Below are 15,994 nucleotides of genomic sequence, written 5' to 3'. Positions count from 1 at the left end.
GTTCGCAGGACCGGCCAAACGTAACGTTTTCGCACCGATCAGGTTTCCGTGAAGTCCCGGTCCATACGAGATAAATCGTAACGCCTGCGCGGGAATCAAGGGCGCTTTCGCCCCTAGCGGTCGAGAATATCGCCTTCCGTCGGCACCAGGATTTCGCGCTTGCCGGCGTGGTTGGCCGGGCCGATCACGCCTTCCTGCTCCATGCGCTCGATCAGCGATGCGGCGCGGTTGTAGCCGATGCCGAGACGGCGCTGGATGTAGGAGGTCGAGGCCTTTCCGTCGCGCAGGACGATGGCGACGGCCTGGTCGTAGGGATCGTCGCTGTCGGCGAGGTTGCCGGTGCCGGCGGGACCGCCGCCATAATCGCCATCCTCGTCGTCATCGGCGGTGATCGCGTCGAGATATTGCGGCGCGCCCTGCGTCTTCAGGTAGGCGACGATGTCCTCGACTTCCATGTCGGCCACGAACGGGCCGTGGACGCGCTGGATGCGGCCGCCGCCGGCCATGTAAAGCATGTCGCCCATGCCGAGCAGCTGTTCGGCGCCCTGTTCACCCAGGATCGTGCGGCTGTCGATCTTCGAGGTCACCTGGAAGGAGATGCGGGTCGGGAAGTTGGCCTTGATCGTGCCGGTGATGACGTCGACCGAGGGGCGCTGCGTCGCCATGATGACATGGATGCCGGCGGCGCGCGCCATCTGCGCCAGGCGCTGCACGGCGCCTTCGATGTCCTTGCCGGCGACCATCATCAGGTCGGCCATTTCGTCGATGATGACGACGATATAGGGCAGCGGCTTCAGGTCGAACTCTTCGGTCTCGTACATCGCCTCGCCGGTTTCCCGGTCGAAGCCCGTCTGCACGGTGCGCGAGATCGCCTCGCCCTTGGCGAGCGCCTGCTCGACGCGGGAATTGAAGCCGTCGATGTTGCGTACACCGATCTTCGACATCTTCTTGTAGCGCTCTTCCATCTCGCGCACCGTCCACTTCAGCGCCACGACGGCCTTCTTCGGATCGGTAACGACAGGCGAGAGCAGATGCGGGATGCCGTCATAGACGGAGAGTTCGAGCATCTTCGGATCGATCATGATCAGGCGGCACTGCTCCGGCGTCATGCGGTAGAGCAGCGACAGGATCATGGTGTTGATGGCGACCGATTTACCCGAGCCGGTGGTGCCGGCGACGAGCAGATGCGGCATCTTGGCGAGATCGGCGATGACGGCTTCGCCGCCGATGGTCTTGCCCAGCGCCATGGCGAGCTTGGCCTTGGAGGTTTCGAAATCCCTGGAGGCGATCATCTCGCGCAGGTAGACGGTCTCGCGGATATTGTTCGGCAGTTCGATGCCGATGGCGTTGCGGCCGGGCACGACGGCGACGCGGGCGGCGATGGCGCTCATCGAGCGGGCGATATCGTCGGCAAGGCCGATGACGCGCGACGACTTGATGCCGGGGGCCGGCTCCAGTTCGTAAAGCGTGACGACGGGCCCAGGGCGCACATGGATGATCTCGCCCTTGACGCCGAAATCCTCGAGCACGCCTTCAAGCATGCGGGCATTCTGTTCCAGCGCGTCGGCGGACAGCGTCGAATCGCGCACGACGGCCTTGGGCTCCGCGAGCAGGTGCACCGACGGCAGTTGGAAACCTTCGGGACGGATGAAGGAGCCCTGCTGCTCGCGCTCCATGCGGGCGCCGGGCTTGGGCCGGGCGGCGGCCTGCTGCACGCGCGGCTCGGGGCGACCGCCGGCCTGCCTGGCGGGGGCGCGCATCATCCAGCCATTGTCGTCCTCGTCGTCGGGCAGGATATCGGCCGGGCGCGGCGGCATGTCGCCGTAGCCCATATCGTCGTCGTCATCGTCGTTGAGCGAGATCGACGGCGCCGAGACCACGCGGCGCGGCGAACCGGCCCGGGGAGCGATCGACGGATCCATCGACGGATCCATGCGCTCGCCGCGTTGGGGCGCCTTGGCGCGCACCGGCTCGTTGAGCTTGCCGAACTCGTCATCGTTGAAATCGTAAGGGGCGTCGTAATCATCAAGCTTGCGCTTGCGTGGGCCCATACCGAGCATGCGGCGCATGCGGGCCTGGCTCATGTACCAGGCGTGTGTCAGCGCGCCGAAGGCGAGCCAGCCGCCCTCGTCGTCATCCTCGTCCTCATCGCCCACCGAGCGCAGCTTGGAGCGGCTGGCGGCGTAGTTTTCTTCCTCTTCCTCGGCTTCCTCCTCCTCGGTGCGGCCGATGATGCCGGCGGCAAACAGCATCATCCAGACGCAGGGCACCGCGAAGATGCAGCCGACGACGATGGCGAAGGTGCCGGTCGGGTAAGCGCCGACGAACAGCGCAGGGAAGCGCAGGATCATGTCGCCGATGACGCCGCCGATGCCGTTGGGGATCGGCCAGGTCAGCGGCGGCGGAAAGCAGCCGAGCACGGCCGAGGACAGAACGGAGCCGAGGCCCCAGGCGGCGGCGCGCGCCGGAATGCGGGTGAAGCGGCGGCCGGAGATCAGCGCCAGCGCCCACGCGACCACGGGCAGCAGCGCCACGACGCTCGCCAGCCCGAAGAATTGCATCAGGATATCGGCGAAGGCGGCGCCGCTATAGCCGAGCACATTGGTGGGCTCGTTGCCGGTGGCGTAGGAATAGCTCGGATCGGCGACGTTCCAGGTCGCCAGTGCCGCGATTGCCAGTGCCAGCGCGATGAAGATCGCGAACCCCAAAAGGGTCTGCGCCTGCCGGAAGATGAACCCCGAGAGGGAGAAACGGTCCGGCCGGCCATCCATTGCTGGCGATGTGCTTCTTGCCATGTGTTGTACCCGTCCAATGCCTGAAAGCGTGCGAATCGCCAATGCACTTCGCGCCCAATGCGTCCGCTCCACCTAATCAAAGGACGGTTAAAGCGATGTTAACCATGCGGGGTCCGTCCCAAGCATGTCGCGCGAAAGCGCGCGGCGATTTCGCGGCGCCGACATGCGATAAAACAAGGGCTTAAAGCCGGACGGGCGAATCCTGGGGGGCGCGACGCACGCCCGGCATCGGAAAATAAAAAGGCCCGAACCTTTGCGAGGTCCGGGCCAGGAGCGGCACAAGTGTTGATCAGGCCGTGACAGGCTGTTCGGCAGCGCCCTTTGTTCGGGCGCCGCGAGCCTTGATTACGAGTGGTAGGCGGCTTCGCCGTGCGTTGCGAGGTCGAGACCTTCGCGCTCGGATTCGACCGGGACACGCAGGCCGACGATGATGTCGACGACCTTGTAGAGGATCGCCGAGCCGACGCCGGACCATACGATGGTGATGGCGATCGCGGTGATCTGCGTCATGACCTGGCCGCCCATGGTGACGCCCTCGGCATAGCCGACGCCGCCGAGCGACGCGCTGGCGAAGATGCCGGTTCCGATCGCGCCGAACATGCCGCCGATGCCGTGAACGCCGAAGACGTCAGCGGTGTCGTCGTAGCCAAACTTGTTCTTCACCACGGAGACGAAGAAGTAGCAAAGCGGCGAAACGATCAAGCCCATGATGATGGCGCCCATCGGGCCGACGATGCCGGCAGCCGGCGTGATGGCGACCAGACCTGCGACCATGCCGGACGCGCCGCCGAGCATGGAGGCCTTGCCGCGGGTGAGCGTTTCAACGACGGCCCACGACACGACGGCGGCAGCCGTGGCGACGAAGGTGTTGACGGTGGCGAGCATCGCGCCGCCCGAAGCTTCGAGGTTGGAGCCGGCGTTGAAGCCGAACCAGCCGAACCAGAGCATCGAGGCGCCGACCATGGTGAGCGTCATCGAGTGCGGCGCCATCATGTCCTTGCCGAAGCCGGTACGCTTGCCGACCATGATCGCACCGATCAGACCGGCGACGCCGGCGTTGATGTGAACGACGGTACCGCCGGCGAAGTCGAGCGCGCCCATCTTGAAGAGCAGGCCGTTGGCGTCCCAGACCATGTGGGCGATCGGGAAGTAGACGAAGGTGGCCCACAATGCGCAGAAGAGCACCACGGCCGAGAACTTGATGCGCTCGGCGAAGGCGCCGACGATCAGGGCGGGGGTGATGGCCGCGAAGGTCATCTGGAACATCGCGAAGATGTACTCGGGGATGACGACGCCCTGCGAGAATGTCGCGGCGGTGGAATCCTTGGTGATGCCGGCGAGGAACATCTTCGCCGTGCCGCCCCAATAGGCGCTCTCGGAGCCGCCGAAGGCGAAGGAGTAGCCGTAGATGACCCAGATGAGCATCATCACGGCGGCGACCATCGTGCACTGCATCAGTACCGACAGCATGTTCTTGGCGCGAACCAGGCCGCCGTAGAACAGCGCCAGGCCAGGCAGGATCATGAACAGCACGAGAAGCGTGGAGATGAACATGAAGGCGGTGTCGCCCTTATCGGGAACCGGCGCGGCGGCGGCAGCCGGAGCGGCCGTCGTGGCGGCATCCTGCGCGAAGGCGACGACCGGCGCGAGGAGCGCCGCGGACGCAGTGGCAAGGCGCGCCAGAGTGGGAGAAAACTTCGAAATTGACATAGAGAAAAGCTCCTTGGCTCTACCGTTACTTACAGCGCTTCTGCGTCGGTTTCGCCGGTACGGATGCGCACGGCATGGTCGATCGAGTAAACGAAGATCTTGCCGTCGCCGATCTGGCCGGTCTTGGCCGAGGCGGCGATGGCTTCGACGGCCTTGTCGACGATCTCCGTTGCGACGGCGATCTCGATCTTGAGCTTCGGCAGGAAGCTGACCGCGTATTCGGTGCCGCGATAGATTTCGGTATGTCCCTTCTGGCGCCCGTAACCCTTCACTTCGGTCACGGTCAGGCCCTGAATGCCTATCGCGGTGAGGGCTTCGCGCACCTCATCCAGCTTGAACGGCTTGATAATGGCCATCACAATTTTCATCTGGTTTCCCATCCTTCGTTACCCTCGGCACGGAGCCGACTCTCCTTGCCACTGCCGTTTGCGACCAGCGACCAGCCTCCTACATTCAAGGCCCGTGCCAGATTCGAAACGATTTGTTAAGGTATTGAAAAATAAGGAGGATATTTATTGGCGTCAATAAACAGGCAAATGATTGCCTAATAATCGCCCAAGAAATATGCAAACGGACAAATTTGCACCCAAATTAGTCATTTGCCCTTTTACGAATCAGGCCTTCCTGCGCCACCGACGCAATCAGGACACCATCTCGCGTATAGAGGCTACCGCGCGTCAGACCGCGGGCGCCGGATGCGGAGGGGCTGTCCTGTGTATAAAGGAGCCAGTCGTCGAGCTTGACCGGGCGGTGGAACCACATCGAATGGTCGAGGCTTGCGACCTGGATCGTCTGGTCGAAGATCGAGGTGCCGTGCGGGTAGAGCGACGTGTCGAGCAGCGTCATGTCGGAGATATAGGCGAGCACCGCCGCCTGGGCGTGCCGGTCGTCGGGGACGGGACCGTTGGCGCGCACCCAGACATGCTGGAGCGGATCGAGTTTCTTGTCGGAGAAATAGTGGGTAAGCGAGACCGGCCGGATCTCGACCGGCCGCTCGCGGCCCCAGTATTTGCGGATCGCCTCGGGCGCATTGGCGAGGTAGCGCTTGGCGATCTCGTTCTCGTCGATCAGCGTTTCGGGCATCGGTACGTCGGGCATGGCGACCTGATGCTCGAAGCCCGGCTCGACGATCTGGAACGACGCCGACAGCGCGAAGATCGCCTTGCCATGCTGGATGGCGACGACGCGGCGGGTGTTGAAGCTCGATCCGTCGCGGATGCGCTCGACCTGGTAGACGATCGGCACGGAGGGGTCGCCGGGCCGCATGAAATAGGCATGCAGCGAATGCACCAGCCGCTCGATGTCGACGGTGCGCTGCGCCGCCATCAGCGCCTGCGCGATCACCTGTCCGCCGAAGACCCGCTGCCATCCGACTTGCGGGCTGGTGCCGCGGAAGATGTCCACCTCGATCGGCTCGAGATCAAGCGTCGCGAGCAGGGTTTCCATCGCGGTCGGCTTTTCGGTGTGGCGCGTCATTTTGTATGGCTCCGGCAGGTAGGAAGTGAGGCGATGATGATCTATATAGATCAATAGGATATTCTAAAAGAACGGGACGGGCGTTATGCGTGACATGCTTGTGGTTGGCGGGGGTTATGTCGGGCTGTCCATGGCTGTCGCGGTCAAGCAGGCGGCGCCGCATCTCGACGTCGCGGTGGTCGAAGCAGCCCCCGAGCACGTCTGGCGCAAGGACCCGCGCGCGTCCGCCATCATCGCCGCCGCCACCAAGATGCTCGACGTTTTCGGCATCTGGAACGAGATCGAGCCGACGGCGCAGCCGATCACCAAGATGATCGTCACCGATTCCAAGACCTCCGATCCCGTCCGCCCCGTGTTTCTCACCTTCGACGGCGAGGTCGAGGACGGCAAGCCCTTCGCCCACATGATCCCGAACGTCGCCATGGTCGGCGCGCTGCGCGGCGCCTGCGAACGGCTCGGCATCGAGATCACCCACGGCCTTAGCGCCACCGGCCTGAAGACGCTCGACACCCACGCCGAGATCACGCTCTCCGACGGCAGCACGATCGAGACCAGACTGGTCGTCGCCTGCGACGGCGTGCGCTCGCACCTGCGCGATCTGGCCGGCATCAAGACGGTGCACTGGGAATACGGCCAGTCCGGCATCGTCACCACCGTCGAACACGAGCGCCCGCACAATGGCTGCGCCGAGGAGCATTTCCTGCCGTCGGGCCCCTTCGCCATCCTGCCGCTGAAGGATAACCGCTCCTCGCTGGTCTGGACGGAAACGACGGCTGACGCCGACCGGCTGGTGCGCTCCGACGACCTGATTTTCGAGGAAGAACTGGAGCGCCGCTTCGGCCACAAGCTCGGCGCGCTGAAGGTGGTGGGCGACAAGCGCGCCTTCCCGCTCGGCCTGACGCTGGCGCGCGCCTTCGTCGCGCCGCGCCTGGCGCTGGCAGGCGACGCCGCCCACGGCATCCACCCGATCTCCGGCCAGGGCCTCAATCTCGGCTTCAAGGATGTGGCGGCCCTTGCCGAAACCATCGTCGAGGCCGATCGTCTCGGGCTCGATATCGGCTCGATCAACATTCTCGAGCGCTACCAGGCCTGGCGCCGCTTCGACACTTTCCGCATGGGTGTGACGACGGATGTGCTGAACCGGCTGTTTTCCAACGATCTCGCGCCGATCCGCATCGCCCGCGACTTCGGCCTCGGCCTCGTCGACCGCCTGCCGGGCCTCAAATCCTACTTCATCGACCAGGCCGCCGGCACGACGGCGGCGGGCAACCCGCGCCTGCTGGCGGGTGAGCGAATTTAGGACGTAGCGTCAGGCTAGCGGTGGTCTGGTGGCGAAAACAAATATGCCGATCAAAATCCAAGCCGTTGCGAACGCGGGAAACCATCCCCAATCTTCGCGAGTGGGAATGACTGCCTTGATGCGACTGGAATCAAGCGGAGCGCTGCCGGACGCTCGGGCCACTCTAAGCCGCCTGCGGTAGCCAAGGTAAAGGCCGTGCCCGGCATAAAGAAGAAGACATGCCGCTGTAACGCCGAGCGGCACGAGATAGAACGACCAGTAGAGGCTGTCCGTCATGGTTGGCGTCTCAATCTCGAAAGAGTGGCATGACCGACTAAATGTAGCACAATAGCGCAGAAGATCCAAACGCCCGCGGTGGATGCTGGATTCCCTACGCTCGGCAATAGCTCAAGCCCGGCCGACGTAAAGAACGGCGTTATCACGCCACCGACCAGAAGCGCGGTTGCCGCTCGGTCTATGAAGTTCGCGAGGAACTTCGTCGATTCTATTTCCACCAAATCTGGCTCGAGCCGTCTGGTGCTCGATGTTTCTTCACTGTCGCCCATGGAAAAAGCCCGGATTGCTTAGGCGTGCATAATTGCAACGCTGGTTTGCGGAAGCAACAGAATTTATCAGAAAGAAAACGGGCTTGATCTATTCCTCGATCTCGCGCGCTTCCGAGACCAGCATGATCGGAATGCCGTCGCGGATCGGGTAGGCTAGCTTTGCCTTTTCGGAGACGAGCTCGTTGTGCTCGCGGTCATAGGTCAGTCGCCCCTTGGTCAGTGGGCAGACCATCAGTTCCAGAAGCTTGGGATCGACGCGGCTCAGTTTTTCGTCCATGCGACCGCTTCTACTGCAAAATCGTGTCCGAGTCACCGAAGACCCGGGCAAGCACGATCTCGGTGATCGCGATCAGCGTTTCCGCCCGTGTCTTGAGGTCGGGCGCCTCCAGCAGCGCCTGCTTTTCCGCCGGGCCGAAGGGCGACATCATCGCCAGCGAATTGACCAGCGTCATGTTGCTGGCGCGCTCCACGCTTTCCCAGTCCGCCTCCAGCTTGTTGGCCTCGAGATAGGCCTTGAAGGCGGCGAGAAGGGCTGCGCGGTCGACCGCGTCCTCCTCGTTGCGCGCCGAAAAATCGGAGATGAACGGCGCGATGCGGAAGGTGCGGTAGGGCTGGTGCGTCTCCTTCTCGTCGAGCAGCCGGAAGCGGCAGACGCCCGTCAGCGATACGATGTAGCGGCCATCGCCGGTCTCGGCGAAGGAGGTTATGCGACCGACGCAGCCGACGGCGCTGAGATTGGCTTCGCTGTGCTTCTCGTCGCTGTCGCCGAGCGCCGGCTGCACCATGCCGATGAGGCGGTTGCCTGCGATCGCGGCATCGAACATGGCGAGATAGCGCGGCTCGAAGATGTTGAGAGGGAGCTGGCCGGTGGGAAGCAGCAGCGCACCGGTCAAGGGGAAGACGGCGATCGTGTCGGGCACATCGCCGCTCTTCAGATATCGTGCATTGCCCACTTGCATCGGCACTCGTCCCGCATAATCGGCGGGCCTAAATCACGCGCCCGCATCCAAGGGAATGTGGGGTACGTCGCCGAAAACGCAAGGGCAGGCGGCGGCAAAGCGCGGGGCGAAATGTCGCGCGCGCCCGCGTGCCTTACGAGAACAGCAGAGCCGAAAGCTTGCGCCGTCCCGAAACGCTGGCCGGGTCCTTGAAGCCCCAGACCTCGAAGAACTGCAACAGCTGACGGCGCGCGCCGTCGTCGTCGAAGGTCCGGTCCTTGCGCATGATATAAAGCAGGTGATCGGCCGCTTCCTCGCGCGCGCCCTCGACATTGCGGATCTTGGCGAGCTTGATGCGCGCCTCGTGATCGTCGGGGTTGGCGGCGAGCGTATCTTCCAGCGCCACGGGGTCGCCGAGCTTGCGGGCTTCCTCGATCTGCTCGAGCTTCTTCACCACCGCCTGGATCGCAGGATCGGCCGCCATCGTCTCCGGCAGCTCGCTCAGCACCTCGCGCGCGCGCTCGTGCTGGTTGGCGGCGATCATGCACTGCGCCATGCCGGCCAGCGCCCTGGCATTCTCCGGATCGGCCTGCATGACGGCGCCGTAGAGCTGTGCCGCGCCATTGACGTCGCCATTGGCGAGCAGGCCGTCGGCCTCGACGAGCACGGCCTCGATCTCGGCGGCCTGGTCGGCACCGGCGGGACCGGCCACGCGATCGATGAATTCACGGATCTGGCTTTCGGGCACCGCGCCCATGAAGCCATCGGCCGGACGGCCGCCGACAAAGGCGATGACAGCGGGGATCGACTGGATGCCGAGCTGGCCGGCGATCGAGGGATGGTCGTCGATGTTCATCTTCACGAGCTTGACGCGGCCCTGGGCCTCGTTGACCACCTTTTCGATCACGGGTGTCAGCTGCTTGCACGGGCCGCACCAGGGCGCCCAGAAATCGACGAGCACCGGCTGATTGCGCGACTCCTCGATGACGTCCTTGCCGAAGGTCGCCGTCGTCGTATCCTTGATGTAGCCGCCGGCTGCCACTGGCGCCGCTGCCTGGGCGGGTGCCGCGGGCGCGCCGCCATAGCTCGCCGTTGCCGACATCTGGCCGAAGGAATTGCTGTAGGGGTTGTCGTTGCCGCTCATGAATATCTCCCGCCGCGCCGGTCAGCCGGCTTTTCTAGCGTTAAAATCGTATGTCAGGACGTCACTTTCAAGACAAGCGGCGTATGACCGGTCGCTTCCATGAAGCGCACGAGGTCGGCGCTTGCGATCGACGTCGTCGCGTCGTTGGACAGCGGATGGCAATTGATAATCTCGTCCTTCATCAGATCGGCATCAAGAACGAATGTGACCTTGTGATCGGAATCGTTGATGGCGCCGAAGGCGGTCACCGCGCCTGGAATGACGCCGAGATATTCCATCAGCTTTTCCGGCTTGCCGAACGACACCTTGCTGGCGGCGCCGATCAGCGTATGCACCGTCTTCAGGTCGACCGAGGCATTCTCCTCGACGGTGAGCAGGAAGAACTGGTCCTTCTTGTCCTTCACGAACAGGTTCTTCGTGTGGCCGCCGGGAATCTCGTCGCGCAGCGCCACCGATTCGGCCACGGTGAAGACCGGCGCATGCGTCTTGGTGCTGTGCCTGATGCCGAGCCCGTCGAGAAAGGCGTAGAGTTCGGCTGCGGTCTTCGGCGTCTTCTCGGTCATGGCTCGTTCCAGCATTAGCATTGGGGCGCATAAGGTAGGGCGCCCCTGATTACGTCTCCCTCCGGTTTTTTGCAACGTGCCTGTTCGCCGCTTTTCCCTGCATTTGCGGCATTTTAGGTGGGGCGGGAAAAGCTTTTCAAATTTTTCTTCGCCTTTCCGTCATTTCCCTGTTGCATTTGAAAATCGTTTGGGCGATATAGCGCCCGTCGCCGCAAGGTGGCGCCCACGGTCCTCCAAACTACCACAGGCCGTCGGGATTATGAGCGGGTGTAGCTCAGTGGTAGAGCACAACCTTGCCAAGGTTGGGGTCGAGGGTTCGAACCCCTTCGCCCGCTCCAAATCTTCCCAACCAGTTGATATAATTAGAATGTGATCGCCCGGCGATCGTATCGACCGAGCTAGCCGTGCAAGCCGGCTATCCTCCTGGATAGCGATCCCGGAAGCGCCAGGCCTGTCTCCCGGAACGGCGCGCCTCTCCCCCCATTTTCTTCACGCGCGTCCGTTCCATCCATGCGGCCTTTGCTCTAAAGCCAGTCGAACGGAACTGGAAAAGGCAGCGCAATGGGCTTCTCGATCACCACCTGGAACATCAATTCGGTCCGGCTGCGCATGCCGATCGTCGAGCAGCTCGTCCTCAAGCATCGCCCCGATATCATCTGCCTGCAGGAAACCAAGGTGCCGAACGAGCTGTTTCCCTTGGCGCCGCTGAAGGCGATGGGCTACGAGCATGTGATCATCCATGGCCAGAAGGGCTATCACGGGGTGGCGATCGCCTCGCGCTTTCCGCTCACCGAGGACCATCGTCAGGATTACTGCAAGGTGGGCGATTCCAGGCATATTTCGGCGGTGTTCGAGCGCGGGGGAAAGCGCATCCGCATCCACAATTTCTATGTGCCGGCCGGTGGCGACGAGCCGGATCGGACGATCAATCCGAAATTCGGCCACAAGCTCGATTTCATCGAGGAGATGAAGCTGCTCAAGGCCGACGGCGAAGCCAATACCTCGGCGATCCTGGTGGGCGATCTCAATATCGCGCCAATGGAACACGACGTCTGGTCGCACAAGCAGCTGTTGAAGATCGTCAGCCACACGCCCGTGGAGACCGAGGGGCTGCTTGATGTCATGAAGCGCGGCCAGTGGCTGGACCTGATGCGCCAGAACGTGCCGGAGACGCAGAAGCTCTATACATGGTGGAGCTACCGCGCCAAGGATTGGGAAGCAGCCGATCGCGGCCGGCGTCTCGACCATATCTGGTCGTCGCGTGACCTCGGGCCGCATCTGCAGCGCGTCGAGATCCTGAAAGAGGCGCGCGGATGGGACCGGCCGTCCGACCATGTGCCGGTGACGGCGCATTTCGATCTTTAAACGTAGAAAAAGAGCCTCAGGCGAAGCGGTGAAGCTCGGCGGCGGCCTTGGCCGCCAGGGCTGCGATATTGTCGCGGATGCGCTGCTGGATCAGAAGCGCCGCGTCCGGATATTCCTCGATCAGCCTATGAAACAGCGCGCGGGTGACGCGGATGATCGCCGTGTCCTCGCGGGCGATCGCCGTGAACTTGCGCTCGACCAGCGTGACGAGCGCAAGCTCCGAGAGAAGCGTGCCGGACCCGACCACCGCCTGAACCTCAGGCTTGTTGTCGCGTCCGGTCTGGCTCAATTCGACGCTGCCGCTGACGATGACGTAGGCACTGTCGGCGGGAGAGCTTTCGCGAAAAAGCATCTGCCCGTTGGAGATCACGCGCCGATCCGCGCCGAAGGCGATCAGCCGCAGCTGATCCTCCGACATTCCGTTGAAAAGCGGAAGCTGCGCCAGCAGCTGGATATCGTCATTCAGTGCCATGGCTACGGTACGATCTTGTAGCCGCCGTTTTCCGTGACCAGGATCTCGGCGTTCGACGGATCGCGCTCGATCTTCTGGCGCAGGCGGTAGACGTGGGTTTCGAGCGTATGGGTGGTGACGCCGGAATTGTAGCCCCAGACTTCCTCGAGCAGCACGTCGCGGGTCACGACCTTCTGTTCGGCGCGGTAGAGATAGCGGATGATCGCCGCTTCCTTTTCCGTGAGGCGGATCTTCTGGCCGTTTTCCGTGGTCAGAAGCTTCTGGCTCGGCTTGAAGACATAGGGGCCGACACTGAAGGTGGCGTCCTCGCTCTGCTCGTGCTGGCGCAGCTGCACGCGGATGCGGGCAAGCAGCACGGCGAAGCGGAAGGGCTTCGTCACGTAGTCGTTGGCGCCGGCCTCGAGGCCGAGGATGGTATCCGAATCGGTGTCATGGCCCGTCAGCATGATGATCGGCGCCTTGAGGCCACCCTTGCGCAAGAGCTTCACCGCCTCGCGGCCATCCATATCGGGAAGGCCGACATCCATGATCAGGAGATCGATGGCCGTCGCGCGGGCGCGCTCGACGCCCTTGGCAGCCGTGGATTCCTGGAGAACCGTGAACTCGTCATAGAGCGCGAGCTGCTCCGTGAGGGTTTCGCGGAGGTCGTCGTCATCATCCACCAACAAAATGGTGCGTGCTGTCATGCGGCTATGTCCCTCGCCATCTGGTCCCCTTACTCCTACGCCAACTTTAGGATGTTGGCAAAGATCAGGATACCAAGCTGTTGTCGTATATGGTGCTATATGATTTCAATCACTGCCCCGGCAATTGCAAAAACATGTGAGAAACATGGAAAAAACAAGGCGGAAACCGTCTATACAACCAAGGATCATCACCGTTCGACCGTCACCGGGGCAGAAAAGCCGGGCTTTGCTGCAATTCGGGACAATCACGGTGCCCGCCGCTGTTGGTCGCTCGGGGCGCACCACACGCAAGCGTGAAGGCGACGGCGCCACGCCGATCGGCGAAATGCGGCTGCTTTCGGGCTTCGCGCGCGGCGAAAGAATCTCCGGCCTGCGAACCCGGCTACCGATTCGCCTGATCCGTGCCGACATGCTGTGGTGCGATCAGCCTGAAAACGCCAACTACAACAGGCTGGTCAGGGCGCCGTTTGGCAAAAGCCACGAAAAGATGAAGCGCGACGACGGGCTCTACGACGTCTGCCTGGTCATGGACTGGAACGTCACCTCGCGCGTCCGCAACCGGGGCTCGGCGATCTTCTTCCACCTGATCCGCCCCGGCTACCAGCCGACGGAGGGCTGCATCGCCATTCATCGGCGCGACATGAACCGGGTATTGCCGCATCTGCGCAAGGGTACCGTCGTCAGGGTTTTATGAAGCTGGCGCGGGCGAGGGGTGATATCGCCGCCCGCCTGACCTATATGCAATGCGACCGGCGCCCGGGCTGAGAGGCGCTTCGGGAAACGGCGGCACGGTCGCCGTTCAACACGCCCCGTTCCATTCATCGCTTTCGCGGAGATTTATTGTGGCACAGCAATCCATCATCACGTTTCACGACGGGCATTCCATTCCCCAGGTCGGCCTCGGCGTCTGGCAGACGCCCAACGACATGGCGGCACCCGCGGTGCGCGCGGCCATCGAGGCCGGCTATCGCCATGTCGATACGGCCGCCGTCTATGAAAACGAGGAGGGCGTCGGCGAGGGCATCCGCTCGTCGGGCGTCGACCGCAAGGACATCTTTCTCACGACCAAGCTCTGGAATTCGGAGCAGGGCTACGAGACGACGCTGAAGGCGTTCGACAACAGCCTGAAGCGACTGGGCACCGATTACGTCGACCTCTACCTCATCCACTGGCCGGCGCCGAACCGCGACGCCTATGTCGATACGTGGAAGGCCTTCATCAAGCTGCGCGAAGAGGGCCGGGCGAAATCGATCGGCGTATCGAACTTCTACCCCGAGCATATCGAACGGCTGGTTTCGGAGACCGGCGCCGTGCCCGTCATCAACCAGATCGAGCTGCATCCCGACTTCCAGCAGAAGGTGGCGCAGGAGGCGCACAAGAAGCTCAACATCGCCACGCAGTCCTGGAGCCCGCTCGGCCAGGGCAAGCTGATCGCCCACCCGGTTCTCGCCAAGATCGCTCAGAAGCACGGCAAGACGCCGGCGCAGGTGATCATCCGCTGGCACATGGACAGCGGCCTCGTCGTCATCCCGAAATCGGTGACGCCGTCGCGCATCGTCGAGAACTTCCAGGTCTTCGACTTCAAGCTCGATGGCGACGACATGGCCGAGATCGCCAAGCTCGACAGCAGCACGGCGCGCATGGGGCCGGACCCGAAGATGGCGACGTTCTAAGGATTTGAATTAAGGTCTGGGCCTGGAGCTTGCAGCTCTAGGCCCCGCCCTGCCACGTCTTCACCGCCTCCAGCGGCCAGACCAGCATCAGCACGTTGAGCGTCAGGTTGTCGCGGATCATGTATCCGGTGAAGAGCTCGAAGAAGATGGCGAGCGTCACCGTCAGCCAGACCGGCGCACGCCAGGCGAAGAAGAAGCCGAGCGCCATGAACACGGTGTCCATCGCGGAGTTCAGGATGCTGTCGCCGTAATAGTCGAGCGAGATCGTTGCGGTGCGATAGCGGTCGATGATGATGGGCGAGTTCTCCAGAAGCTCCCAGCCGGATTCGATCACCACCGCCAGGAGCAGTTTCATCGCGATCGGCTTGCCGCGCAGCACGAGATGCGCCAGGCCGTAGAACACGAAGCCGTGGATGATGTGCGACGGCGTGTACCAGTCGGAGATGTGCTGCGAGTTGCCGCTGGAATTGACGGTGCCCTCCCACAGCTTGACATAGCCGCAGGTGCAGATCAGCGTGCGCCCCATCAGATATTCGGCGACGATCTGCGCCAGCAGAACGGCCAGGCAGGCGATGAACCAGAAGGTCTGGTTCCTGGCTCTCTCCGCCGCTCCGAGCGCCGTCACTGGCCGGCTTCTCCCTCGGGCGCGATCGTGTGCTTCATGATCAGCGGCATCTGCGCCAGCGTGAACAGGATGGTGATCGGCATCGTGCCCCAGACCTTGAAGGCGACCCAGGTGTCGTCGGAGAAGTTGCGCCAGACGATCTCGTTCAGAACGGCGAGGAACAGGAAGAACAGGCCCCAGCGGACCGTCAGCTTGCGCCATCCCTCGGCGTCGAGCTGGAAGGCGGCGTTGAAGACGTAGCCGAGCAATGATTTGCCGAACAGAAGCCCGGCGAGCAGCGTCAGGCCGAACAGCGCGTTGATGATCGTCGGCTTCATCTTGATGAAGGTCTCGTCCTGCAGATAGATCGACAGCGAGCCGAAGATCAAAACGACGACGCCCGAAACGAAGGGCATGACCGGCAGGTGCTTGAGGACGATCTTCGAGATGGTGAGCGAGATCACCGTCGCCGCCATGAACAGGGCCGTGGCGACGAAGAGGGGGCCGCCGAGCGAGGCCAGGACGGGGAACTTCTCGACCAGCCAGGGGCCGCGCAGATTGGCGAAGAAGAAGATCAGCAACGGCCCAAGCTCCAGCGCCAGCTTGAGCATCGGATGATGCTTGTCGGCAGCCGACGGGGTGATATCGCTTTCGGTCGTCATGAGGTCCCTAATCCGTTCCCTGGTGTAGTCTTGGGTCTAGTCTTGATCCGCGACGCTTGCG

Annotated in this window: 16 protein-coding genes and 1 tRNA gene; 5 read left to right on the top strand and 12 right to left on the bottom strand. The window is 62.9% G+C overall.

From position 1 onward, the window contains the following. Positions 1 to 113: 113 nt before the first annotated feature. The 4 genes from GGQ67_RS09560 to tesB all read right to left on the bottom strand — a co-directional run bounded on the left by GGQ67_RS09560 (position 114) and on the right by tesB (position 5,981). Entirely contained in the window at positions 114 to 2,795 is a 2,682-nt protein-coding gene (locus tag GGQ67_RS09560) for an FtsK/SpoIIIE family DNA translocase (protein ID WP_183899928.1), read from the bottom strand. 345 nt (positions 2,796 to 3,140) lie between these two features. Then, positions 3,141 to 4,505: an ammonium transporter gene (locus tag GGQ67_RS09555; protein ID WP_183899927.1), complete on the bottom strand. Its 1,365-nt coding sequence runs from the start codon at positions 4,503 to 4,505 to the stop codon at positions 3,141 to 3,143. A gap of 29 nt (positions 4,506 to 4,534) precedes the next feature. Further along, on the bottom strand, positions 4,535 to 4,885 hold the full coding sequence (locus GGQ67_RS09550) for a P-II family nitrogen regulator (protein WP_183899926.1): 351 nt from the start codon (positions 4,883 to 4,885) through the stop codon (positions 4,535 to 4,537). A gap of 211 nt (positions 4,886 to 5,096) precedes the next feature. Next, entirely contained in the window at positions 5,097 to 5,981 is an 885-nt protein-coding gene (tesB, locus tag GGQ67_RS09545) for an acyl-CoA thioesterase II (protein ID WP_183899925.1), read from the bottom strand. An 85-nt stretch (positions 5,982 to 6,066) separates the two neighbouring features. Here tesB and GGQ67_RS09540 point away from each other — a divergent pair, with 85 nt between their 5' ends. Next, positions 6,067 to 7,281 (top strand): ubiquinone biosynthesis hydroxylase, encoded by a 1,215-nt coding sequence (locus GGQ67_RS09540; RefSeq protein ID WP_183899924.1) that lies wholly within the window; start codon positions 6,067 to 6,069, stop codon positions 7,279 to 7,281. A 633-nt stretch (positions 7,282 to 7,914) separates the two neighbouring features. Here GGQ67_RS09540 and GGQ67_RS09535 read toward each other — a convergent pair. From GGQ67_RS09535 to GGQ67_RS09520, 4 genes are all read right to left on the bottom strand, one after another. Next, complete coding sequence (locus GGQ67_RS09535; RefSeq protein WP_018901898.1) at positions 7,915 to 8,103, bottom strand: Trm112 family protein; 189 nt, start codon at positions 8,101 to 8,103, stop codon at positions 7,915 to 7,917. 10 nt (positions 8,104 to 8,113) lie between these two features. After that, on the bottom strand, positions 8,114 to 8,785 hold the full coding sequence (locus tag GGQ67_RS09530) for an LON peptidase substrate-binding domain-containing protein (RefSeq protein ID WP_183899923.1): 672 nt from the start codon (positions 8,783 to 8,785) through the stop codon (positions 8,114 to 8,116). Positions 8,786 to 8,918: 133 nt separating this feature from the next. Then, positions 8,919 to 9,908 carry a thioredoxin gene (gene trxA, locus GGQ67_RS09525; RefSeq protein ID WP_183899922.1) on the bottom strand — a complete coding sequence of 330 codons (990 nt, stop codon included), beginning with the start codon at positions 9,906 to 9,908 and terminating at the stop codon, positions 8,919 to 8,921. 53 nt (positions 9,909 to 9,961) lie between these two features. Further along, complete coding sequence (locus tag GGQ67_RS09520; RefSeq protein ID WP_183899921.1) at positions 9,962 to 10,471, bottom strand: prolyl-tRNA synthetase associated domain-containing protein; 510 nt, start codon at positions 10,469 to 10,471, stop codon at positions 9,962 to 9,964. A gap of 263 nt (positions 10,472 to 10,734) precedes the next feature. On the opposite strand from GGQ67_RS09520, the gene GGQ67_RS09515 reads away from it, so the two are divergent. Beyond that, positions 10,735 to 10,809: transfer RNA gene (locus GGQ67_RS09515), tRNA-Gly, on the top strand. Positions 10,810 to 11,032: 223 nt separating this feature from the next. Further along, on the top strand, positions 11,033 to 11,836 hold the full coding sequence (locus GGQ67_RS09510; protein ID WP_183899920.1) for an exodeoxyribonuclease III: 804 nt from the start codon (positions 11,033 to 11,035) through the stop codon (positions 11,834 to 11,836). Between the two features lie 16 nt (positions 11,837 to 11,852). Here GGQ67_RS09510 and GGQ67_RS09505 read toward each other — a convergent pair whose 3' ends face one another. Further along, entirely contained in the window at positions 11,853 to 12,308 is a 456-nt protein-coding gene (locus tag GGQ67_RS09505) for a cyclic nucleotide-binding domain-containing protein (RefSeq protein ID WP_183899919.1), read from the bottom strand. A gap of 2 nt (positions 12,309 to 12,310) precedes the next feature. After that, complete coding sequence (locus GGQ67_RS09500; RefSeq protein ID WP_183899918.1) at positions 12,311 to 12,994, bottom strand: response regulator transcription factor; 684 nt, start codon at positions 12,992 to 12,994, stop codon at positions 12,311 to 12,313. A gap of 145 nt (positions 12,995 to 13,139) precedes the next feature. On the opposite strand from GGQ67_RS09500, the gene GGQ67_RS09495 reads away from it, so the two are divergent. Both GGQ67_RS09495 and GGQ67_RS09490 read left to right on the top strand, forming a co-directional pair. Next, positions 13,140 to 13,688: a L,D-transpeptidase family protein gene (locus tag GGQ67_RS09495; protein WP_210279591.1), complete on the top strand. Its 549-nt coding sequence runs from the start codon at positions 13,140 to 13,142 to the stop codon at positions 13,686 to 13,688. Positions 13,689 to 13,836: 148 nt separating this feature from the next. Next, positions 13,837 to 14,667: an aldo/keto reductase gene (locus GGQ67_RS09490; protein ID WP_183899917.1), complete on the top strand. Its 831-nt coding sequence runs from the start codon at positions 13,837 to 13,839 to the stop codon at positions 14,665 to 14,667. A gap of 37 nt (positions 14,668 to 14,704) precedes the next feature. Here the strand turns inward: GGQ67_RS09490 and GGQ67_RS09485 are convergent, their stop codons facing one another. Next, positions 14,705 to 15,292, bottom strand: coding sequence for a DUF2585 domain-containing protein (locus tag GGQ67_RS09485; RefSeq protein ID WP_183899916.1), 588 nt, complete (start codon positions 15,290 to 15,292; stop codon positions 14,705 to 14,707). Next, a complete protein-coding gene (locus GGQ67_RS09480) occupies positions 15,289 to 15,933 on the bottom strand; it encodes a septation protein A (protein ID WP_183899915.1) in 645 nt (214 codons plus the stop codon). The genes GGQ67_RS09485 and GGQ67_RS09480 overlap by 4 nt, the downstream gene beginning before the upstream one ends. Positions 15,934 to 15,994: the final 61 nt, after the last annotated feature.

It is taken from the genome of Rhizobium metallidurans (assembly GCF_014196505.1).
GTDB classification, from domain to species: domain Bacteria; phylum Pseudomonadota; class Alphaproteobacteria; order Rhizobiales; family Rhizobiaceae; genus Rhizobium; species Rhizobium metallidurans.
This window is presented reverse-complemented; position numbering and strand designations above follow the sequence as displayed.